Origin of the sequence: Kitasatospora sp. NPDC005751 (genome assembly GCF_040630835.1) — a bacterium.
Classification (GTDB): Bacteria; Actinomycetota; Actinomycetes; order Streptomycetales; family Streptomycetaceae; genus Kitasatospora.
Genome location: NZ_JBEXYC010000023.1, coordinates 59,293 through 80,720 on the forward strand (window position 1 = coordinate 59,293; position 21,428 = coordinate 80,720).

General features: G+C 75.6%; 20 protein-coding genes. 8 read left to right on the forward strand and 12 right to left on the reverse strand.

Features of this window, described 5'->3' with window-relative positions; genetic code table 11:
- Window positions 1–56: 56 nt before the first annotated feature.
- A complete protein-coding gene (locus ABZ497_RS21325) occupies window positions 57–2,522 on the forward strand; it encodes a SpoIIE family protein phosphatase (protein ID WP_329486143.1) in 2,466 nt (821 codons plus the stop codon).
- A 76-nt stretch (window positions 2,523–2,598) separates the two neighbouring features.
- Here the strand turns inward: ABZ497_RS21325 and ABZ497_RS21330 are convergent, their stop codons facing one another.
- The 9 genes from ABZ497_RS21330 to ABZ497_RS21370 form a co-directional block, all read right to left on the reverse strand.
- Window positions 2,599–4,170, reverse strand: a complete 1,572-nt coding sequence (locus ABZ497_RS21330) for an MFS transporter (RefSeq protein WP_359807402.1) — start codon at window positions 4,168–4,170, stop codon at window positions 2,599–2,601.
- A 65-nt stretch (window positions 4,171–4,235) separates the two neighbouring features.
- Window positions 4,236–4,790: a helix-turn-helix domain-containing protein gene (locus tag ABZ497_RS21335; protein WP_352292334.1), complete on the reverse strand. Its 555-nt coding sequence runs from the start codon at window positions 4,788–4,790 to the stop codon at window positions 4,236–4,238.
- Window positions 4,791–4,995: 205 nt separating this feature from the next.
- A complete protein-coding gene (locus ABZ497_RS21340; protein WP_329486140.1) occupies window positions 4,996–5,388 on the reverse strand; it encodes a cell division protein SepF in 393 nt (130 codons plus the stop codon).
- A gap of 268 nt (window positions 5,389–5,656) precedes the next feature.
- Window positions 5,657–6,187 (reverse strand): DinB family protein, encoded by a 531-nt coding sequence (locus ABZ497_RS21345; RefSeq protein ID WP_329486139.1) that lies wholly within the window; start codon window positions 6,185–6,187, stop codon window positions 5,657–5,659.
- Window positions 6,188–6,277: 90 nt separating this feature from the next.
- Window positions 6,278–7,006 carry a VTT domain-containing protein gene (locus tag ABZ497_RS21350; protein WP_359807405.1) on the reverse strand — a complete coding sequence of 243 codons (729 nt, stop codon included), beginning with the start codon at window positions 7,004–7,006 and terminating at the stop codon, window positions 6,278–6,280.
- Between the two features lie 141 nt (window positions 7,007–7,147).
- Window positions 7,148–7,714, reverse strand: coding sequence for an RICIN domain-containing protein (locus ABZ497_RS21355; protein ID WP_359807408.1), 567 nt, complete (start codon window positions 7,712–7,714; stop codon window positions 7,148–7,150).
- 43 nt (window positions 7,715–7,757) lie between these two features.
- Window positions 7,758–8,306, reverse strand: coding sequence for an RICIN domain-containing protein (locus ABZ497_RS21360; RefSeq protein WP_359807411.1), 549 nt, complete (start codon window positions 8,304–8,306; stop codon window positions 7,758–7,760).
- A gap of 40 nt (window positions 8,307–8,346) precedes the next feature.
- The gene (locus ABZ497_RS21365) at window positions 8,347–9,132 is read right to left on the reverse strand and encodes a dienelactone hydrolase family protein (protein ID WP_359807413.1); all 786 of its coding nucleotides are present in this window, start codon (window positions 9,130–9,132) and stop codon (window positions 8,347–8,349) included.
- A gap of 122 nt (window positions 9,133–9,254) precedes the next feature.
- Entirely contained in the window at window positions 9,255–10,529 is a 1,275-nt protein-coding gene (locus tag ABZ497_RS21370) for an MFS transporter (protein ID WP_359807416.1), read from the reverse strand.
- Between the two features lie 157 nt (window positions 10,530–10,686).
- Between ABZ497_RS21370 and ABZ497_RS21375 the strand changes: the two genes are divergently transcribed.
- The 6 genes from ABZ497_RS21375 (at window position 10,687) to ABZ497_RS21400 (ending at window position 16,284) form a co-directional block, all read left to right on the forward strand.
- Window positions 10,687–11,880, forward strand: coding sequence for an ROK family transcriptional regulator (locus ABZ497_RS21375; protein ID WP_359807419.1), 1,194 nt, complete (start codon window positions 10,687–10,689; stop codon window positions 11,878–11,880).
- A gap of 197 nt (window positions 11,881–12,077) precedes the next feature.
- On the forward strand, window positions 12,078–12,494 hold the full coding sequence (locus ABZ497_RS21380; protein WP_329486130.1) for a helix-turn-helix transcriptional regulator: 417 nt from the start codon (window positions 12,078–12,080) through the stop codon (window positions 12,492–12,494).
- A gap of 66 nt (window positions 12,495–12,560) precedes the next feature.
- A complete protein-coding gene (locus ABZ497_RS21385; protein WP_352292314.1) occupies window positions 12,561–13,007 on the forward strand; it encodes a hypothetical protein in 447 nt (148 codons plus the stop codon).
- Between the two features lie 8 nt (window positions 13,008–13,015).
- Complete coding sequence (locus tag ABZ497_RS21390; RefSeq protein WP_359807422.1) at window positions 13,016–13,741, forward strand: glycerophosphodiester phosphodiesterase; 726 nt, start codon at window positions 13,016–13,018, stop codon at window positions 13,739–13,741.
- Window positions 13,738–14,844 (forward strand): winged helix DNA-binding domain-containing protein, encoded by a 1,107-nt coding sequence (locus tag ABZ497_RS21395; RefSeq protein WP_359807425.1) that lies wholly within the window; start codon window positions 13,738–13,740, stop codon window positions 14,842–14,844. Before ABZ497_RS21390 ends, ABZ497_RS21395 begins: the two co-directional genes overlap by 4 nt.
- Window positions 14,845–15,102: 258 nt before the next feature.
- Entirely contained in the window at window positions 15,103–16,284 is a 1,182-nt protein-coding gene (locus ABZ497_RS21400) for an AI-2E family transporter (protein WP_359807427.1), read from the forward strand.
- Here ABZ497_RS21400 and ABZ497_RS21405 read toward each other — a convergent pair.
- Entirely contained in the window at window positions 16,275–16,847 is a 573-nt protein-coding gene (locus ABZ497_RS21405) for a hypothetical protein (protein ID WP_359807430.1), read from the reverse strand. The genes ABZ497_RS21400 and ABZ497_RS21405 overlap by 10 nt on opposite strands.
- Window positions 16,848–16,937: 90 nt before the next feature.
- Here ABZ497_RS21405 and ABZ497_RS21410 point away from each other — a divergent pair, with 90 nt between their 5' ends.
- The gene (locus ABZ497_RS21410; RefSeq protein WP_359807433.1) at window positions 16,938–17,822 is read left to right on the forward strand and encodes a virginiamycin B lyase; all 885 of its coding nucleotides are present in this window, start codon (window positions 16,938–16,940) and stop codon (window positions 17,820–17,822) included.
- 94 nt (window positions 17,823–17,916) lie between these two features.
- On the opposite strand, the gene ABZ497_RS21415 is transcribed toward ABZ497_RS21410, so the two are convergent.
- Complete coding sequence (locus tag ABZ497_RS21415) at window positions 17,917–20,934, reverse strand: AAA family ATPase (protein ID WP_359807435.1); 3,018 nt, start codon at window positions 20,932–20,934, stop codon at window positions 17,917–17,919.
- A 297-nt stretch (window positions 20,935–21,231) separates the two neighbouring features.
- Window positions 21,232–21,423, reverse strand: coding sequence for a hypothetical protein (locus tag ABZ497_RS21420; protein WP_359807438.1), 192 nt, complete (start codon window positions 21,421–21,423; stop codon window positions 21,232–21,234).
- Window positions 21,424–21,428: the final 5 nt, after the last annotated feature.

Sequence of the window (21,428 nt, forward strand, 5' to 3'; positions counted from 1 at the left end):
GGACCACGAGGCCCCGCCCGGCCGGACACGAGCCGAACGCGGGGTGCTGGCTGATCATGCACGGACACGAATGGGACGAGACCGACGCCGCCGGCCCCGCACCGGGCGGAGCCTCCGTACGCCTGGACGGCCATCGCCTCGTCCCGCTCGCCACCGCGCTGCTCCAGGAGGACGGCCTCATCCTCCACTGGAGCGAGGACGCCGAGGCGCTGCTCGGCTTCTCCTCGGAGGAGGCCGTCGGCAGCTACGCCGCCCAGCTGCTCACCGGCCGCACCGACCGTCCCGAGGTGCTCGCCCTGTTCGAGCGCATCATGAGCGGCAAGGGCTGGTCCGGCGTCTTCCCGGTCCGCCACCGCGACGGCCACGTGGTCGAGCTGGAGTTCCGCACCTACCCGATAGCCGGCCCCGGCGGCACCCTGCTGCTGCTCGCCACCGCCTCGGACACCCAGGCCCTGCACCGGGTCGAGGCCGACCTCGCCGTCCTCGACGGGATCTTCGGCCAGTCCCCGATAGGCATGGCCGTCTACGACACCGACCTGCGCTACGTCCGGCTCAACCTGGCGCTGGCCCGGATGAACGGCGTCCCCGTCGAGGACCACCTCGGACGCCGGATCAGCGGCGTCCTGCCCGGCATCAACAGCGCCGAGATCGAACAGACCATGAGACAGGTGCTCACCACCGGCCGTCCCGTGGTCGACGCCCGCTCGCACGGCCGCGTCCCCGGCGACCCGCGCCGCGACCGGGCCTGGTCCGCCTCCTACTTCCGGCTGGAGGACTCCACCGGCCGGGTCTTCGGCGTCTGTTCGTCCATCATCGACGTCACCGAGCGGTTCCAGGCCGAGGCCCGCGCCGCCCGCGCGCAGGAACGCCTCACCACCATCGCCGAGGCCACCGCCCGGATCGGCACCACGCTCGACCTCCAGCGCACCGCGGAGGAGCTGATCGAGGCCGTCGTCCCCCGGTTCGCCGACTTCGCCACCGTCGACCTGCTGGAGCCGGTGCTGCGCGGCGCCGAGCCCGCCGCGATCCCCGAGGACCGCTCCGTCCAGCTGCGCGCCGTGGCCGTCGGCGAGTCCTACGAGTCCGGCCTGGCCCACGCCGTCGACACCGTCGGCGACGTCTCCGAGTACGCCCCCGACCGCAGCTACACCCAGTGCCTGCGCAGCGGCCGCCCGCTGCTGCGCGCCCAGGTGGACGAGGACGTGCTGCGCGGCCTGGTCGCCACCGAGGAGCGGGTCGCACCGGGCATCGGCGCCGGCATCCACTCGTACCTGATGGTGCCGCTGACCGCCCGGGGCATGGTGCTCGGCGGCTCCGAGTTCATCCGGATGCGCAACCCCGAGCCGTTCACCGACGCCGATGTCGCGCTCGCCGAGGAACTGGTCGCCCGCACCGCGATCGCGATCGACAACGCCCGGCTCTACCGGCGCGAGCGCGAGACCGCGCTGACCCTCCAGCGCAGCCTGCTGCCGCAGGAGATCCACCGCACGCTCGGCCTGGAGATCGCCTACCGGTACCTGCCCAGCAGCATGACCAGCGAGGTCGGCGGCGACTGGTTCGACGTCGTCCCGCTCTCCTGCGGCCGGGTCGCGCTGGTGGTCGGCGACGTGATGGGCCACGGCATCCGGGCCGCCGCCACGATGGGCCAGCTGCGCACCGTCGCCCGGACCCTGGCCACCCTGGACATGCCGCCCGAGCAGGTGCTGACGCGGCTGGACGAGACCGCCTCGGGGATCGGCGAGGGCCAGTTCGCCACCTGCATCTGCGCCGTCTACGACCCGCTGGAGCGGACGGTGCAGGTGGCCTCGGCGGGCCATCTGCCCCCGGTCTCGGTCGCGCCGGACGGCACCGCCCGCCGGATCGACGTGCCGCCCGGCGCCCCGCTCGGGGTCGGCGGCGTGGCCTTCGAGTCGATCGGCTTCACCCTCCCCGAGGGCGGCCTGCTGGCCCTCTACACCGACGGCCTGGTCGAGCGGCGCGGCCAGGACCTCGACGACGGCATCGACCTGCTCGCCCGCACGCTCTCCGGCCCCGGCCGCACCCTGGAGGAGAACTGCGACGCCGTCCTCGGCGCGCTGGTCACCGACGGCACCGACGACGACATCGCGATGATCATGGCCCGGGTGCTGCCGCTGCCCTCGGACCGGATCGCCACCCTCTCGCTCACCGGCGGCGGCCGGCTGCCCGGCACGGCCCGCCGTTTCACCCGCGCGACCCTGGACGGCTGGGGCCTGTCCGCGCTCTCCGACTACGCCGAGCTGCTGGTCAGCGAGCTGGTCACGAACGCCCTGCTCTACTCCGACACCCCGCGCCGGCTCCGGCTCTTCCGCGACCGGGTGCTCACCCTGGAGGTCGCCGACTCCGGCGGCCAGACGCCGCAGCTGCGCCCGTTCGCCGAGCAGGACGAGGGCGGCCGCGGGATGTTCCTGGTCAACGAGCTGGCCCAGCGCTGGGGCAGCCGCCTGACCAGGGACGGCAAGGTGGTCTGGGCGGAGCTGGAGCTGCCGTTCGGCACCGGTTGAGCGCACCGACGCGCGGGACCTCGCACCCCGGGGAGGGGTGCGAGGTCCCGCGCGCGGCCCGGGGTCAGGCCCGGGGTCAGCGCGCCGCCTTCTCGCGGTCGGGCTGCCGCGCCGCCGCCTCGGCCCGCTCCTGGTCGGCGGCCTTGGGCAGGCCCCGCAGCAGGCGCCAGGCGAGCGCCGAGGCGGCCAGCAGCAGCCCGCCGGCCAGGATCGCGGCGATGTTCATACCGTGCACGAAGGAGTCGCGGGCGCTGTCCAGCAGCGGACCGGCCAGCGTCTGCGGCAGGCCGTGCGCCACCTCGACCGCGCCGCCGAGCGACTCGCCGGCCTGGGTCGCGGCGGCCTGGCCCGCCCCGGCCGGCACGGTCAGCCCGCTCGCGTAGAGCGAGCCGACCACCGAGCCCACCAGGGCGATGCCGAGCGCCGTCCCCAGCTCGTAGGCCGTCTCGGAGACCGCCGAGGCGGCGCCGGACTTGTCGGCCGGCGCGGCGCCCAGCACCAGGTCGGCGCCGAGCGTGTAGACCACGCCCTCGGCGGTGCCGACGATCAGGAAGGCCGCGGCGAGCACCAGGTAGGTGGAGTCCTGCTGCACCCAGCCGAGCAGGCCGATGCCGGTGCCCATGGCCAGCAGGCCCAGCGTCAGGGTGGCCCGGGCTCCCGCCCGCCGCGCCAGCCGAGCGGTCAGCAGACCGCCGACCACGGCTCCGGCGAAGGCCGGCAGCTCGGCCAGACCGGCCTTGAGCGGCTCGTAGCCGCGCACCAGCTGCAGGTACTGCGAGGTCACGAAGACCACGCCGGAGAGCCCGACCAGCGCGGTGAGCGAGGCCAGCACCGCCGCGGTGAAGCGCCGGTCCGAGAAGAGCCGGACGTCCAGCAGCGGGGTGGTCAGGCGCAGCTGGCGGCGGACGAAGACGGTCAGTGCGGCGGCGCCCAGCACGGCCGCGACCGGGACGTCCCAGCGCGCCACGCCGTGGGCGGCGGCCTCCTTGATCGCGTAGACCGCGGCGATCACTCCGGTCAGCGAGAGCACCACGGACAGCACGTCCCAGCGGCCCGGCTTCGGGTCCTTGGACTCCGGCAGCAGCCAGGCCCCGAAGACCAGCAGCAGCACCAGGACGGGGATGTTCAGCAGGAACACCGAGCCCCACCAGAAGTGCTCCAGCAGCACCCCGCCGACCACCGGTCCGAGCGCGGCGCCGGCGGTGGCGGCCGCGCCCCAGATGCCGATCGCGGTGGCCCGCTCGCGGTCGTCCGGGAAGAGGCTGCGGATCAGCGACAGGGTGGACGGCATGATGGTCGCCCCGGCCACGCCGAGCAGCGCGCGGGCCAGGATCAGCCAGCCGGCGCTGGGCGCGTAGGCGGCCAGCAGCGAGGCGGCGCCGAACGCGGTGGAGCCGGCCAGCAGCAGCTTCTTGCGGCCGATCCGGTCGCTCAGCGAACCCATGCTGACCAGCAGGCCGGCCAGCACGAAGGAGTAGGCGTCGCCGATCCAGAGCAGCTGCGTGCCGCTGGGGCGCAGCGTCTCGCTGATCGACGGTATCGCGAGGGACAGGACGGTCGCGTCGACGGCGACCAGGGTCACGGCCAGGACGAGGACGGCGAGGCCGATCCAGCGCTGGCGGGGGCGGGTGAGGACGGTGCTGCTCATGGGTATCGGTTTCCGGCCGCTGGTGCGGGCCTGTGGTCCGAGGTGCTGTGGGTGGGGTGGAGGGCTCAGTGCGGCCGCGGCGGTCGCAGCGCGCCGCCGAGGAAGAGCTCGGCGAGCGAGAAGGCGCCGTCCCGGGGGGCGAGCCGGCCGTCCTGGACGGCCCAGCCGACGCCGGCCACCAGGTCGAAGAAGGCCTCGCTGAGCCAGCCGGCGGAGAGCTCGACGCGGAACACGCCCTGCTGCTGGCCGCGCAGGAAGAGCGCCTGCAGCCGGCTGATCTGGGCGTCCCAGAGCTCGTTGATGTCCTCGTCGTCGTACAGCTGGTTCTCGCCGGCCAGGAAGGCGCAGAGCGCGGCGTCCGGCACGATCCGGTCGACCAGGCGGCGCAGCGCGGCGTGCGCGTCGCCGTCCTCGACGGCGGCCGCGTCCAGGGCGGCGCCGAAGGTGCGCAGGCCGAGCAGGCCGACCTCGCGGATCAGCGCCTCGCGGCCGGGGAAGAGCCGGTGCAGCGTGGCGCGGCTGATGCCCGCGGCCCGGGCGATCTCGTCCAGATGGGCGGTCGGGCGGCGGGAGAGCACGCCCACGGCGGCTTCGAGGACGGAGTCGCGGTCGGTGGCCATGGGGCGAGTCTACGCCAAATGAGACGTGCGTGTCTCAATCTTTTCTTGGATGCCTCAGTCGAGGCCCCGGTGTCGTGGTGGGGTCGGTGGGGCTGGTGGGGCAGGGAGCCAGTGGGGCCGGGCCCGGTGGGCGCCCGGGCATGCAAAACCGGGGACGGCGGTGGCCGTCCCCGGTCGCGGGTCTGGTGCCGGCGATCGCTGCCGGTCAGCTCTGGTTGTAGAACCCGGTCTCGTCCAGCGGTCGGTCGATGACCATCACCTCGACGTCCGCCGGCGTGAGCAGGAACACCCGGCGGGCGATCCGCTCGATCCCGCCGCAGGTGCCGAAGATCAGCCCGGAGGCGAAGTCGACCATGCGCTTGGCCTCGGCCTCGTCCATCTCGGTGAGGTCCATGACCACCGGGATGCTCGCCCGGATGTGCTCGCCGACCGTTCGCGCGGCCTCGAAGCCCGTCGGCCGCAGGGAGACGATCTTCGTGGGAGCCGGGGAGGACGGTACCGTCTCCTGCTCGATCCACTCGTCGTCGTACACCGCGGCCGGGTAGTTCCCGGAGGGCATCAGCCACCCGTTGTGGTGCTCGTCGCGAAGTGCTCCCATGCCGCGCCTCCCTGCCTCGTTCCGTACAGGTCCCCCGGTGCGCGTGTCCTTTTGACACGTCATCCACTCGTCGGAACTGTCCGAGTATCGCACTGATCACCGGTCCCGTGCCCGCTCGCGACCCCCGTACGAGTCGTGCCGCGCCGGAAACCCGGGTGAACCCGGGCAACAGTTGCGACGCAGCGGAACGGCGGACGGTTGCGCGCGTAGACCATATCGGTCGTGGTCACCGCCGAATTGACCTTCTGTCAACGATGTGGGAACGATTTCACTCGCCGGTGACGCCGTCGACCAATTCGCGCAGCAGATCCGCGTGACCGTTGTGCCGGGCGTACTCCTCGATCATGTGGACCAGGATCCAGCGGAGCGTCACCTCCCGTCCCTGGCGCGGTCGCTTGCCGACCGTCTCCGGCGGCAGGCCCTCGCAGGCGGCCCGGGCGGCCGTGATCTGCCCCTGCCAGGTGGCGAAGTCCTCCGCGGCGTCGGCGGAGTCGACGAAGTCGAAGTCGCCGTCCGGGTGCTGCTCGGTCCAGTAGAGGCCCGCGGTGCCGGGCTCCTCGCCGAGCAGGATGATCCGGAACCAGTAGCGCTCGACCTCCGCCATGTGCCGGACCAGGCCGAGCAGCGAGAGCGAGGACGGCGGGACGGCGCGCAGCCGCAGTTGGTCGGCGCCCAGCCCCTCGCACTTGCGGGCGAGGGTGGCGCGGTGGAACTCCAGCCACGCGGTGAGCATCGCCGTCTCGTCCGCCGCGAATGGGGGCTCGGGCCGGTCGACGGCGGGGATCGGGTCGTTGGTCATGGCGGCCATCCTGGCGCACCCGGTGGGGCCGGGGCGACCGAATAGTCGCCGGGCGCGCCGGGATCCGGGCCGCCGGCCGGGCTGTCCGGCTCAGGCCTGCGGGACGCGGCGGCGGGCGGCGGCCCGCCACACCGACACCAGGCTGCCGACGGCCAGGACGGCGATCGCGCCGGCCGACAGCAGGAAAGCGGCCGAACCCGGCTCCCCGGCGCTGGCCGCGGCCGTGACGTACACCGCCGTGGTCGGTACCACGCCGATCGCGGTGGCGGTCAGGAACGGCAGGAACCGCACGCCGGAGAACGCGGCGCCGTAGTTGCCGGCCTGGAACGGCAGCCCGGGCAGCAGGCGCAGCAGCAGCACGCTGCGGAACCCCTGCTCGGTGAACCGCCGGTCCAGCGCGGTCAGCAGGCGTCCGCGCAGATAGGGGCGGAGGGCGTCCCGGCCGAGCAGCCGGCCCAGGGCGAAGGCCGCCGCCGCGCCCAGGGTGGTGCCGAGCACGGCCAGCAGGATGCCCTGCTGGATGCCGAGCAGCAGCCCCGCCGCCGCGTTGAGCGCCGGGCGGGGTACGAAGGCCAGCGTGCCGACCGCGTAGACCGCGGTGAACGCGGGTGCCAGCCAGTACCCCGGCACCCCGGCCGGGAGCCCGTCGGAGAGCAGCGTCGACGGGCTCCAGAGCAGCAGCGAGCCGGCCGCCGCGGCGAGGATCACCACCAGCAGGGCGAACCGCGGCCAGGGCGCGCGCAGCCGCGACGCGGGCCGGGGCGGCGTCGGGTCGGGCGTCGGCGGGGGCGCGGGCGATGCGGGTGCGGGTGCGGGCACCGCCCGAGCCTAACCGGACGGCCCGGCGCGCCGGGCGGTGGGTTTACCCCCGGTGACCCCCCCGGTGACCGCCCGGTGACCCCCGGCGACCGGCCGGTCACCGGGCGGCCCGGAGGCGGCGGCTTCTGACGCGGCCGCCGGTCAGCTGTGCGTGCCGTGCTGGGCGGGGGAGTAGATCCAGGCCTGGTTGAAGCCGTGGTTGCGCTCCCACTGGATGATCGGGGTGCCGTCGGCGGGGTTGGTCCCGGGGAGGTCCAGCACGAGGCCGCTGCTGCGGTTGGTCAGCGAGCGGATGCCGCTGTGGTGGACGACGGTCTCCGACCAGATCTGGTTGAGCCCGCCGTTGCAGTCCCACTGGTCGGCCTGGACGCCCCAGGCGGTGCTGAAGCCGGGGATCTCCAGGCACTTGCCGCTGTGGACGTTGACGAGCTGGTTCGCGTCGGTCCAGGCCCACTTCTGGTTGTCGCCGCCGGTGCAGGTCCACTGGCGGATCGGGGCGCCGTCGTCGGTGCGCCAGTCGGTGACCTCCAGGCACTTGTTGGTGATGGCGTTGCGGACCTCGGTCGGGCTGGTCACGACGACCGGGACGGAGGCCTGCGCCGTGGTCGGGACGGCGGCGGTGAGCACGCCGGCCGCGGCGAGCGCCGCGGTGGCCGCGCCGAGGCGCTGGAGCGGGGTGCGGAGCTGAGCGGTGCGGAGCGCGGTCATCGGATCCCCCTGGTGTCGGGTGGTCGGGCGGGCTTCGGCATGGTCAGTGGTGCGGTCCGGGCGGGAACGGCGAGTAGTACCAGACCTGGTTGTCCGCCCCGTTGAGGCCCCACTGGATCACCGGCGCGCCGTCGACGGTGCTGCCACCGGCCACGTCGAGGTAGCGGCCGCTGTGGGCGTTGACGAGGTGGCGGAGCCCGCTGTGCAGCCGGCTCGCGTCGCTCCAGACCTGGTTCGCGCCGCCGTTGCAGGTCCACTGGCCGACCGCGGTGCCGGGTTCGCCGCTGTACCCCGGGATCTCCAGGCACTTGCCGCTGTGGACGTTGACGAGCTGGTCGGCGTCGGTCCAGACCCACTTCTGGTTGTCGCCGCCGGTGCAGGTCCACTGGCGGACCGGGGCGCCGTCGTCGGTGCGCCAGTCGGCCGCCTCCAGGCACTTGTAGGTGGCGAGGTTCCCGATCTGGAAGGGGGCGGAGGTCGCCGCCCGGGCCGGGCCGGCCGGTGTGGCCACGGCCAGGCCGGTGGCGAGGGCGAGGGCGGTGACGGCGGCGGCGGAGCCGACACGTCGCTTGCTGCTGGTTCGGCCGGTCATGAGTCCCCCTGTGCTGTGGACGTGACGGTCGCCGGCCGGGTCAGGCCGCTCCGGACGGGCCCGGGGCGGCGGCGAAGGCCAGCAGGCGCAGCCAGGACTCCCTGGCCGCGTCGGTGTGTTCGACGGCGCCCAGTTCGAAAAAGTTGTGCGGCGCCTGAGGAAAGGTCATGAACTCGTGTGAACAGCCGGCTGCCGTGAGGGCCGCGTCGAAGGCGGCGACCGTCTCGGCGGGGATGTGCTCGTCGGCGCCGCCCCAGAAGGCGAGCACGGGGGCGGTCAGGCCGGGGGCGAGCTGGATGGGGCCGGGGGCGCCGTTGATGGCGTCGGGGTAGCCGTAGTAGCCGATCACACCGGCGAGGCCGAACCGGGGGGCGGCGGCCCGGAACGCCTGGCGGCCGCCGAAGCAGAAGCCCAGGGCGACGACCTCGGTGACGCCGGTCGCGCGCAGCCGGCCGATGCCCGCGGTGAGGTCGGCGTCGAGGCCGTCCGGGGTGAGGGCGAGCAGGTGCGGCAGCAGGTGCGGGAGCTCGCCGAATTCCGGCCCGCGCTCCCGCGGCCCGGCGCCGGCGGTGCGCCCGTAGTAATCGACGGCGAGTGCCGGGTGGCCCTGTTCGGCGAGCCGGACGGCGGTCGCCCGGTAGAAATCGGAAAGGCCCCGGTTGTCCGGCAGGACGAGTACGCCGCGGCCGGTCGGCCGGACCGGCCGGGCCAGGAAGGCGGCGAATTCCGTGCCGTCGCCGGAAACGAGGGTGAGATCGGCGGATTCGGCCAGGGCGCTGCCGGCGGCGGTGAAGGCGGGGGGCGCGGAGTCGGCGTCGTAGCACACGGGAGAATTCCTCCACTGGTCGCGGAACTGCCGGATGCTCCATGCATCCGGCAGTTGGCGATATTAGCGAAGAATTCAATTGTGCGGGGCCACTATATCGCCCGAGAATTACCTTGGCAAGGCTATTTCGAGGACGGTGCGATCACATTTTCGGTGGCCCGCTTCCCGGTGGTCGGCGGGTGGTCGGTGGCCGCCGCCCCGGCGCCCGGCTCGGCCCGGCGCAGGGCGCCGGCGCTCAGCAGCAGGGCGAAGGCGAGCGCCGCGACCACGCCGAAGGAGACGGTGAGCGAGGTGGCCTGGGCGAGCGCCCCGATGATGGCCGGCGCCACCAGGCCCGAGGTGTAGGTGACCGTCGCGACGCCGGCGATGGCCTGGCTCGGGTTGGTGCCGATCCGGCCGGCGGCCGCGAAGGCGAGCGGGACGACGACGGCGATGCCGATGCCGATCAGCGCGAACCCCGCGATGGCCGGGGCCGGGCTGTCGGCGAGGACCACCAGGACGCCGCCCGTGGTGGCGACCGCGCCGCTGATCCTGGTCGCCCGCACGGCGCCCAGGCGGCGGATCGCCGCGTCGCCCGCCAGCCGGCTGGCGGCCATGGTGAGCGCGAACGCGGTGTACGAGGCGGCCGCGACGGTGGCCGAGGCGCCGGTGACGTCCTTGAGGTAGACGCCGCTCCAGTCCATCGAGGCGCCCTCGGCGAACACCGCGCAGAAGCCCACCAGGCCGATCACGAGCGAGCTGCGCGGCGGCAGGGCGAAGCGCGGCGGGGCCTCGGTTTCCTCGGCCGCCCGCAGGTCGGGCAGGCCCCGGCAGGCCGGCTGGGCCAGGCAGAGGAGCACCACCGCGGTGACGGCCAGCTGGAGCCGGGCGTCGAGGTCCTGGTGGGCGGCGAGGATGCCGAAGGCCGAGGCCACCAGCCCGCCCGCGCTCCACATCCCGTGCAGTCCGGACATGATCGAGCGGCCCAGCCGCTGTTCGACCTCCACGCCCTGGGCGTTCATCGCCACGTCCGCCATGCCCGCCGTCGCACCGTAGACGAGCAGGAACAGGCAGAGCAGCGGCAGCGAGGGGGCGAGGGCGGGGAGGGTGAGCGCCAGGCACCAGATCGACAGCAGCCCGCGCACCGCGGCCCGGCCCCCGTAGCGGTGGACGAACCGGCCGGCCAGCGGCATCGCGAGGGAGGAGCCGATGGCCGGCATCACCAGGGCGAGCCCGAGCTGGCCGGGGGAGAGGTCCAGCCGGTCCTGGAGCCAGGGGATGCGGGTGACGAAGGTGCCGCCGACCGCGCCGTGCACGGCGAAGACCAGCGCGATGCTCGCCCTGGCGCGGCGCGGGTGCGCCAGGGGCCCGGCGGCCGGCCGGCCGTGGGGTGGTCCTGTGGTCAGGCTGTCGGTCATCCGGTGTTCCCTCCCGGCCGCGCCGTGGCGCGACGGTGCCCTGTGGGTGGTTCCTGTTGAGTGATGCCCGCCATCGCGTGGTTCGTGCGCGGGTGTCGTCGTCCGATAAATTATCAGGAAGGGACCCTGATAGAAACACTCTGGAAGGATGACGCCCATGACCACCGTGCGTACGGCCACGCCGAGCACCGCCCGGGCGATCAACGACCGGCTGGCGCTCGACCTGCTGCTCGATCAGGGGCCACTGACCGCCACCGAGCTCCGCGACCTCACCGGGCTCTCCCGCCCCACCGTCGCCGACCTGCTGGAACGACTCCAGCGGACCGGCCTGGTCGCCGTGGTCGGCGAGCGCGGCGAGCAGCGGCGCGGCCCCAACGCCCGGCTGTACGCGCTGGTCGCCTCGCGCGCCCACCTCGCCGCGATCGACGTCCGGGCGGGCGGGGTCAGCCTGGTCGTCGCCGACCTCACCGGGCACACCCTGGCCTCCGCCGAGCTGGCGGTCGAGGGCCGGGGCGACGCCGGTACGGCGGAACGGATCGTCCGCACCCTGCGCGAGACCGCGGGCCGGGCCGGCGTGGACCGGCTGCACACCGTCGCCGTCGGCGCCCCCGGGCTGGTCGCCCCCGCCACCGGCCGGCTCTACAGCACCGGTGCGCTGCCGAGCTGGCACGCCGAACTGCTCACCGCCCTGGAGGCACTGCCCGGCACCGAGGTGATCCTGGAGAACGAGGTCAACCTGGCCGGCCGCGCCGAGTACCGGATCGGCGTCGCCCGGGGGCAGCAGACCTTCGTCCTGATCTGGCTCGGCCACAGCGTCGGTGCCGCGGTGATCCTCGACGGGAGGCTGCGCCGCGGCGCCTCCGGCGGCACCGGCGAGATCTGCTTCCTGCCCGTCCCCGGCACCGCGGGCCTGCCCAGCGCCGCCGGATGCGAGGGCGGGTTCCACGGCCTGGTCGGCAGCGCGGCGGTCTGCGGCCTCGCCCGCGCCCACGGTCTGCCCGCCGGCCCGGCCGACGACGCCGCGGCCGCCGAGGCCGCCGTTCGGACGGCGCTCGGCGCGTGCGGCGAGGGCGAGCCGGGCGGGCCGTTCCTGGACGAGCTGGCCGAGCGGATCGCGGTCGGCGCCTCGGCGGTCTGCGTCGTCCTCGACCCGGGCTGTGTCGTCCTCGGCGGCGAGGTCGGCCGGGCCGGCGGGGCCGAACTCGCCGGCCGGGTCGAACGCCGCCTGGCCGGGCTCTCCCCCCTGCGCACCGAGGTCCGGGCCGGTACGGCGGGCGGCGGCGCGGTGCTCGCCGGCGCCGTCCTCACCGCCGGCGACGCCGTCCGGCGCGACCTCTTCGGCGAGCCCTAGGCGCACCGGACCGGGCGCGGGGGGGCGGCCCCGGCGGGCGTACGGTGCTCCGCTTGGCCGGGCGGGCGGCCGGTACGGCAGGATGGCGGGGGCGGCCGGACCAGCGCCGCCGCCCCGCCGGGAAGCCGGACGGGGTGTCACACGTGACACCGCACGTGCCACCGGACGTGCTACCGAACCACCGTCAGGAGTCGCACATGGGCCAGTCCGACGCGCCGGTCAACCCGTACCGGATCGGCGAGGCCGCGGCGATGCTCGGTGTGAGCTCGGACACCATGCGGCGCTGGGTGGACGCCGGCCGGGTCGCCGCCGAGCGGGACGAGCACGGCCACCGGATCATCCCCGGCGCCCAGTTGGCCGCCTTCGCCCGGGAGCTCGCCCGGCCCGAGAACGCCGAGGCCGAGGGGCGGCCGTCCTCGGCCCGCAACCGGTTCCCCGGCATCGTCACCGATGTGGTGCTCGGTGACGTGGCCGCGCAGGTCGAGATCCAGGCCGGGCCGTTCCGGGTGGTCTCGCTGATCAGCCGGGAGTCGGCGGAGGAGCTCCGGCTGGTGCCCGGAGCGCCCGCGACGGCGGTCATCAAGTCGACCAATGTGATGGTCGAACTGCGCTGACCACCCGCCCGGGGAGAGCCGGGCGAGCGCACAGCCGAACCCCGCCGACGAGAGGACCGCCACTCGATGCCCCACCCGCCGCTGCCGTCCACCCAGAGCGCCGTGTTCGCGGTCGAGGCGATGGCCGCCCGGCACGGCCGCGAGGTGCGCGCCTCCCACGACATCGGGCGCGACCAGACCTTCGCCGGACTGGTCGGCGGCCACGACCGCGCCGAAGGACTCGACGCGATCCCGCACGAGGCCCTGCTGGAGATCACCGGCCGCCCCGGGCTCACCGTCCGGCTCTTCGTCCACGACGAGGCGGTCGTCACCGTCGAGGACATCGCCTTCGACGTACCGCGCGACAGCGTGCCCGCCTTCCTCGACGCGGTCTGGAGCGGGCTGGTCCACGTGAAGCAGCGGACCTTCCCGCCGTCCTGCACGCTGATCGTCACCGTGCCGGGGGAGCCGAGCTACCGCGAGTCCGTCACCCACCAGTACCTGTCCCCGTGGCTCGCGGGGCTGATCCGATGAGGGCCCCGATGAACCCCACCGCCGGCTCCAACGCCACCCGTCGCCCGGTGCTCGCCGTCGCCCACCGGGGCGACCCGTACCGGTACCGCGAGAACACCCTTCCCTCCGTCGAGTCCGCGCTGGCCGCCGGCGCCGACGCGGTGGAGGTCGATGTCCGGCTCACCCGCGACGGCGTGCCCGTGCTGCTGCACGACGCGACCCTCGAACGGCTCTGGGGCGATCCCCGCGCCCTGCGCCGGGTCACCCTCGACCAGCTCGACGAGCTGCGCGACGGAGACCTCGCCGTGCCCACGCTCGCCGAGGCGCTCAAGGCCGCGGCCGCCTCCCCGGCCGCCCGGCTGCTGATCGACCTGGACGACCCGCACCCCGTCGCCGCCGCCTGGGAGGCCGTCACCGGACTCGGCGCCGAGCACCGGGTCGGCTTCTGCGGCCCCGCCACCGCGATGCTCGCCGTCCGCGCGCTCGCCCCCGACGCCGAGATCGCGCTGACCTGGAAGCAGCCGCGACTGCCCGCCCGCGCCCTGCTGGACGACCTGCGCCCGCGCTACCTCAATCCGCCGTTCGGCCTGGCCACCGCCGAGTTCACCGCCGCCGCCCACGGCGCCGGCCTCGCCGTCTCCACCTGGACCGCGGACCTGCGCCGCACCATGCGCCGGCTGCGCGCCGCCGGGGTGGACTCGATCACCAGCAACCGGATCGGCGTGCTGCGCGACGTGCTGGACGGCCGCCGGTGACCGGACCGCCCGTCCTCGGGACCCGCGCGCTCGGCCGCGCCCTGCTGGCCCGTCAGCACCTGCTCGCCCGCAGCGCCATGACGCCGGCCGCGATGGTCGGCCACCTGGGCGGGCTGCAGGCCCAGGCCGTGCCGCAGCCGCCCTACCTGGGGCTGCTCAGCCGGCTGGCGGGCTTCACGCCCGACCTTCTCGACGACCTGTTCCAGCGGCGCGAGGTGGTCCGGATCGCCCTCCACCGCGGCACCATCCACCTGGTGACGGCGGACGACTGCCGGACGCTGCGCCCGCTCGTCCAGCCGGTGCTCGACCAGGGCCTGCGCTCCGCCTACGGCAAGCGGCTCGCCGGGCTGGACCTCACCGCGCTCGCCGACGAGGCGCGGGTGCTGCTGGAGGAGCGGCCGCTGACCTTCCAGCAGCTCGGCGGGGTGCTCGCCGCCGGCCGGCCCGACCGCGACCCCGCCGCCCTGGCCCAGGCCGCGCGCTGCCTGCTGCCGCTCGTCCAGGTGCCGCCGCGCGGCCTCTGGGGCCGGAGCGGGGCGGCGGCGCACACCACCGCCGAGTCCTGGCTGGGCCGACCCTTGGACCGGGCGCCCTCGCTGGACGCGCTGGCCCGGCGCTACCTCGCCGCCTTCGGGCCGGCGACCGTCGCCGACCTGCAGAAGTGGTGCGGGCTCAGCCGGCTGGGCGCGGTGCTGAAGCGGCTCGCGCCGGAGCTGGTCACCTTCCGCGACGAGCACGGCCGGCTGCTGTACGACCTGCCGGGGGCGCCCCGGCCCGACCCGGCCGTCCCGGCGCCCGTCCGGTTGCTGGCGCCCTTCGACAACCTGCTGCTCTCGCACGCCGACCGCACCCGGGTGCTGCCCGAGGAGTACCGGCCGCGGGTGATGACGCAGAACGGCATCGTGCTCGGGACGGTGCTGGTCGACGGCCTGGTCGCCGGGAGCTGGCAGCTGACCGAGGGCCCGGCCGGTGAACGGGCGGTGGCGGTCCGTCCGTTCGCGGCGCTCGGCCGGGATGACCGGCGGGCGGCGGAGGCGGAGGCCGAGCGGGTGCTGGCCTTCGCCGGCGGGGGCGGGGCGGTCAGCTTCGAGGAGGCCGGGTAGGTCCGGCGTTCGACCGGGCCACAGGGGTGCGAGGCGCCGTTCCCGATGGGGTGAGGCTCCGCGATTCCTCCGGGCCCGGCCGGGCCGGGGCCGGTTGAATCGGCTCTGCCGGTGGTCGGCGACGGGCGTGGACGTCCGGAAGCCCGATCCCGCCGCGCGGTCGCGCCGGGCACGCCAGGGGTCGGACATAACGGGCGATCGGTCAGATCATCTGCTGAGATGGGGAAATTGGACCGGTCGAGCCAGGCGGAGGTGGACATGGCGGGGGAGCTTCCGCCCGACAGGGCTCCCGGCGAGCGGTGGGCGGACCACCGCAGGCCCTATCTGATGCTGCCGCCCCCGGTCCGGGCGGCGGCCGCCTGGTCGGTCGCGGTCATCCTCCTGATCACCGTCGCCTCGCTGGTCGTCTTCGCCCTGGTCGAACTGCGCGCGGCGACCGTGCCGGTCATCCTGGCGCTGCTCGGCACCTCGCTGCTCTACCCCGTGATGCCGTGGCTGGTCCGCCGCGGGCTCGGCCGCGGCGCCGCCGCCGGGCTGACCTGCGCCCTCCTGGTCGCCGCCGTCGGCGGGGTGATCGCCCTGCTGGTCAACTCGCTGGTGCACAGCGCCCCGCAGATCGCCGAGTCGCTCCAGGAGGCCGGCGACCGGCTCGCCGACTGGCTCGGACCGGTCGGCGAGAAGATCCGCCACGCGCTGGACAACGCCTCGGGCGAGACCAGCTCGCTGATCTCCACGGTGACCAACGGCGTGCTCTCCGGCCTCGGCCTCGCCACCCAGATCCTCACCGGCGCCGTGCTGGCGCTCGCCCTGGTCTTCTTCTTCCTCCGCGACGGTCACCGCACCCCGGAGGCGCTCCGCGCGCACCTCCCGGGCGGCGGCGCCGAGACGGTCGTCGCCTGCGCGGACCGGGCGTTCGAGGCGATGGCCGGCTTCATGCGGGGCACCACCCTGATCGCCCTGATCGACGCCTTCTTCATCACCGTCGGCCTGCTCGTGCTCGACATCCCCGGGGCGCCCGGGCTCGGCGCGCTGGTGTTCATGGGCGCGTACATCCCGTTCGTCGGGGCCTTCCTCTCCGGGACGGTCGCCGTCCTGGTCGCGCTGGCCGACGGGGGGCTGGGGACGGCGCTCTGGGCGCTCGGCATCGTCCTCGCCGTCCAGGTCGTCGAGGGGAACATCCTCCAGCCCGTGATCCAGAGCCGCACCGTCGAGCTGCACCCGGCCACCATCATGGTCGCCGTGGTGGCGGGTGCCGGAATCGCGGGCATCCTGGGGGCGCTGCTGGCCGTCCCGATCTGCGCCGCCGGGGTGGGCGTGGTCTCCGTCCTGCGCGGCACCGCGGACCCCGTCGGCCGCGGCCTACGCGGGGCGGCTCCGGCCGGCGCGGGCGGGGGCGACCGCGAGGACGGGGACGCCGGCGGGGGCCCGGGTCAGGAGTAGGCCACCGGGCAGCCGCGCCGGAGCGCGTGCTCGGCCGCCCGCAGGTAGACCGCGGTGTAGTAGGCGGCGTCCAGGTCCTCGCTCCAGGGGCCGGGGGCGGTGGCGGCCGCGACGGCCGCCGGGCCGTCGAACCAGCGGCCCAGGTCGAGGCCGTCGCAGTGCTCGGGTATCCCGGCGGGCAGCGCGAGCCGGTCGGCGAGGCGCCGGGCGGCGGCGAGCGCCCGCCGGGCGCCGCCGACCGTCGTCGGGTCGTCGTCCTCCGACCGCGCCGGCAGGACCACGGAGTCGGCGAGGTCGACCGGCAGCAGCACCTCCCAGCCGAGCAGCGCCTCGTGGGTGTCGTCGGACCGCGCCCGGCAGAGCCGGTCGAAGCCGCCGATCGGACGGTGGAGTTTCTCCTCGAACCGGGTGCCGGGGCGCCGCCCGGCCCGGACGGGCTCCGGACAGACGAACGGCGCCAGGCCGCGCCGGCCCAGCTCGGCGTCGACCGCCCCGGCCACCGGCCCGAGCACCTCCTCGTCGCGCCAGTCGTCGGCGGCCACGCTCACCAGGTAGATCCCCATGGCCCAGGACGGTAGCCGACGCCACCGACAAAGGCCGGTGACGGCGTGACAGCATGGAGACGATCACGTCGCGACAGTCGAGGAGCGGGGATGCGCGGGGAGTTCGAGCGGTTCCGGGTGGCGGACGGGAAGGCCGGCCCGTACGGCATCACGGTGGGGCCGGACGGCGGTGTCTGGTTCACGCTGGTGCACGCCGGGGAGATCGGGCGGCTGGCGGCGGACGGGTCGGTGCGGCGGTTCGGGACGGGCTCCGCGGCGTCCGGACCGTCGGTGATCACGACCGGGCCGGACGGCGCGCTCTGGTACGCGCGGATGCGGGACCACCGGATCGGACGGATCGGCACCGACGGCCGGGAGCGGTCGTTCGGGCTGCCGACCGAGGCCGCCGGGCCGTACGGGATCGTGGCCGGCCCGGACGGCGCGCTCTGGTTCACCGAGCTGAACGCGGACCGGATCGGACGGATCACCGTGGACGGCCGGGTGACGGAGTACCCGCTGCCGGTGACCGGCGCCTTCCCGTCGATGATCACGGCCGGGGCGGACGGCGCGCTCTGGTTCACCCTCAACCAGGCCGGGGCCGTCGGCCGGATCACCGTCGACGGCGAGATCACCGTCCACCCGCTGCCGACCGAGGGGGCCGCGCCCGTCGGCATCGCCGCCGGTGGCGACGGTGCGCTCTGGTTCGCCGAGATCGGCGCCGGCCAGGTCGGCCGGATCACGGTGGACGGCCGGGTGACGGAGCATCCGCTGCCCGACCGGGCCGCCCGGCCGCACGCCGTCGCGGCCGCCCCCGACGGCCGGCTCTGGTTCACCGAGTGGGCCGGCAACCGGCTCGGCTCGCTCACCGCCGACGGCCACTACGCCGGGTACGAGCTGCCGGTGCCGGCCGCCGAACCGCACGGCATCGCGGTGGCTCCGGACGGCGCGGTGTACGCGGCCCTGGAACTCGGCGAGATCGTCCGGCTCACTCCCTGAGCCGGGGGCCGGACCCGGAGCCGTCACGGTCCGGCGGCGAGGCCGTGGAGAGCCGTGCGGTCCGCGAGGCGGGACCGGCGGGGCGGCCGGACCGTCACGGTCCGGCGCAGACCTCCGCGGCGAGGTCGCAGAGGGCCGCGCGGTCCGGGCGGCCGGTCTTGGCGAGCAGGTTGGCCACGTGCTTCTCCACCGTGCGGGGGGAGATGGAGAGCGTCCGGGCCAGCTGCTGGTTGCCGGGGCGGTCGGTGAGCAGGGCGAGGACCTCGTACTCGCGCAGCGTCACCCCGCAGCTGCGCAGCCCGGCGGGGACGGCGTCGCGGCCGCCGCGGTGCTGGGCGACGCTGGCGCCCGCCCGGCGCAGCAGGGCCCGGCAGGCGGCCGCCACCGGCTGGACGCCGGCCTCGTGGAAGTACTCCTCGGCGGTGCGCAGCCAGCCCACCGGGTCGCCCCAGCCGTCGGCGAGGGCCGCTTCGGCGGTCAGCCGCAGCGCCAGGTGGTGGGCGAGCGGGAAGGGCGCCGCCGCCGCGCGGGCCTCGTCGACCGCGCGGGCGGCGTCCCGCGGCCGGCCCTCGCGGCCGAGCAGCACGGCCTCCGCGAAGCCCAGGAACTGGCGGTTCCAGGCGAGTTCGGTGGCGGGCGCGGCCATGGCCCGGGTCAGGTCGGGGCGCTGCCAGTGGCCCTCGGCGACCTCCAGCAGCGGGTGCAGCCCGTGCCGGCCGGCCAGGTAGAACACGTTGGGGTGCTCCTGCTCCCAGGCGAGGCCGGCCGCCAGTTCGGCCCGGGCCCCGGCGCGGTCCTCGGCGAGCAGCGCGCCGATGGCGCGGCAGAGGCCGTGCCGCAGGGGCATCAGGAAGGACTCCTCGCCGCCGGCCTGGCGGAACCGGACCAGTTCGCGCTCCATCTCCCGGCCCCGGCCGCGATGGGCGGCCAGGGTCGCCGAGCCGAGCAGCAGGTAGCGGTGCGCGGGGACGTTGTTCAGCCGGGCGGTGGCGTCGAGGCAGCGGTCGACGATCTCGCGGGCGGTCCGCCATTCGCCGCGCAGGACGGCGTTCATGGCGAGCAGGCCGTCGAGGGTCTGGGTGAGCACGATCGCGCCGAGGCCGGCGGCGGCCTGCCGGGCGCGTTCGAGGCGGGCGCCGTCGCCGGTGCGCATGAAGGCGTTGGCGCCCAGCCGCAGCAGCGCCTCCACCCGCCAGACGGGCAGGGCGTGGGCCTCGGCCACCGCCAGCATCCGCTCCAGGCAGGCGTCGGCGTCGTCGAAGCCGCGTTCGCGGGCCAGCAGGGCGAGCAACTGCCAGGCCTGGCAGGCGACCACCGGCAGTCCGGAGCGCTCGGCCACCTCGGCGGCCCGGCGGGCCAGGGCCTCGGTGCGGGCCAGCCGGGCCCGTCCGGGGTGCTCGTCGCCCGGGGCCCCGGCGGCGGTCGCGCCGCCCTCGGGCGCGGTGGGCGCGTGGTCGGGCAGGAGCGCCAGGTGGCCCTCGACCACGACGAGTGCGGCGTCCTGCTCGGGGCGCGGGTGCGCACCCGAGAGGGCGCGGGCGGCGGCGACCTGGGCGGCGGCCTCGGCGGCCCGTTCGGCCATCACGGCCGCCCAGGCGAGCCGGGTGTGCAGGTCGACCCGGCGGTCGGTGGCCGGGCCGCGGACCGCCGCGGCGCAGGCCGCCGCCGGCTCCGGCCGGACCGGGGGCAGCGTGCGGACCAGCTCGAAGGCCCGGTCCAGCTGGCCCGCCTCGGCCAGGGCCGGCAGCAACTGCTCGGTCACGGCGGCCCGTTCGGCGTCCCCGGCGAGTTCGTGCGCCCGCTCCAGCAGCACCACCGCCGAGCCGGCGGCGCCGGCCTCCAGCACGCGTCGGCCGGCCTCGGCGAAGTGCACGGCGGCGCCCGTCCGGTCCCCGCCGGCCAGCAGCAGGGAAGCGACCAACTGGCGTCGTTCGTCGGCGAGTTCCGGATCGGCGCGGAGGATCGCCCGGGCCGCCCGGCGGGCCACGGCGGCCCGCTCGGCCGGGGCCAGGGCGGCGGTGACGGCGGCGGCGGTGAGGGTGTGGCGGAAGGCGTAGCGGTCCGGGGCGGCGCCGTCGGGCACGATGACGTTGGCCTCGGAGGCCGACCGCAGGTGGCTGAAGAGCGTCCGGTCGTCGTACCCGGTGATCAGCTGGACGGTGGCCACCGAGAACCGGCTGCCCAGGGTGGCGGCGGTGAGCAGCAGGTCGCGCACGGGCGGGTCCAGCTGGTCGATCCGCCGGCCCCAACTGCGGACGATGGTGCTCGGCACGCCGGTGCGCAGGCCCCCGGCCACCTCCCATCGGCCGCCGGCCCGGTGCAGCGCGCCGCCGGCCAGCATGTCCGCGAGCAGTTCCTCGATCAGGTAGGGCGAGCCGTCGGCGCGGTCGGCCAGCGTCTCCAGGACGGCCGCCGGGACGTCGGCGGCGTCGCTCTCCAGGACGGCGGCGGCCATCGCCCGGACGTCGGCGGGCGGCAGCGGGCGCAGTTCGGAGACGGCGGCGGCACGGCGGCGTTCGGCGGCCCGGACCAGGTCCAGCGCCGGGCCCCGCTCGGCCCGCAGGGTGCCGACCAGCAGGACGGGCAGGCCGGCCAGGTTGTCGACCAGGTACTCCAGGACGGCGACCGTCTCCGCGTCGGTGTCGTGCAGGTCCTCCAGGAGCAGCACGCAGCCCGCGTCCCGGCCGAGCACCGCGAGCAGGCGCAGCAGTGCCTCGGCGAGCTCGACCACCGTCTCGGGGTACGCGCCGGCCCCGGCCGCCGAGGCCGCCGCCCCGCGCCATTCGGGCACCAGCCGGGCCAGGGCGGGCCGGTACGGGTCGAGTTCGGGGTCGGTGGGCGGCCCGGCGGCCCGGAAGCGGGAGGAGAGCGCCTCGATCAGCGGCCGGAACGGGGTGACCGTCCCGGTGGAGCTGCCGCGCCCGCGCAGGACCGGCAGGCCCAGCCCGTAGGCCTGGTAGGCGCACTCGCCGGCCAGCCGCGACTTGCCGATCCCGGCCTCGCCGAGCAGGAAGACCGCCCGTCCGGACCGCTGCCGGGCGGCGGCGAGCGCGCTGCCGAGCCGGCCGAGCTCGGCTGCCCGGCCGACGGTGATCGACGAAGTGGTCCGCATGGCCCGCAGGCTACTTGACGGCCTCTCCGATCTGTAGAGTGGTGAATCGGCCACGAAGCGAACACCTGTCCGGCACGGGCCGGTCACCGTACGGCCACATCGGCGAGGCGCCGCTCCGGTCCGCCACCGGGGCGCTGCCCGGTCCCCGATGGCGGCCGGCCGCGCCCTCAGGGGCGCACGGTCCGGCGTCGGTGGCGTGCGGCCCGTTCGCCGGGCCGTTCACGGCCGGGACGTGGCGATCGCTGTCGGGGTGTCACGGGCGGTGCCCGGTGCCCCTGGCCGCTCGGATCGGTCCGGTCAGATCGGGACGGTCATGGTGGGGAACTCGAAGGCCGGGGAGACGGAGCCGCCGGCGGCGGACAGGAGCTGCGAGCGCAGGCCCAGCCCGCCGCCGGCCCGCAGCCGGATGTCCCCGGCGGGATGGTCCACCGCCTCCTCGGGCCGGGCGTCCGGCTGGTTCCAGGTCTGTGCCAGGTCGGTGTCGTTCATGCGGT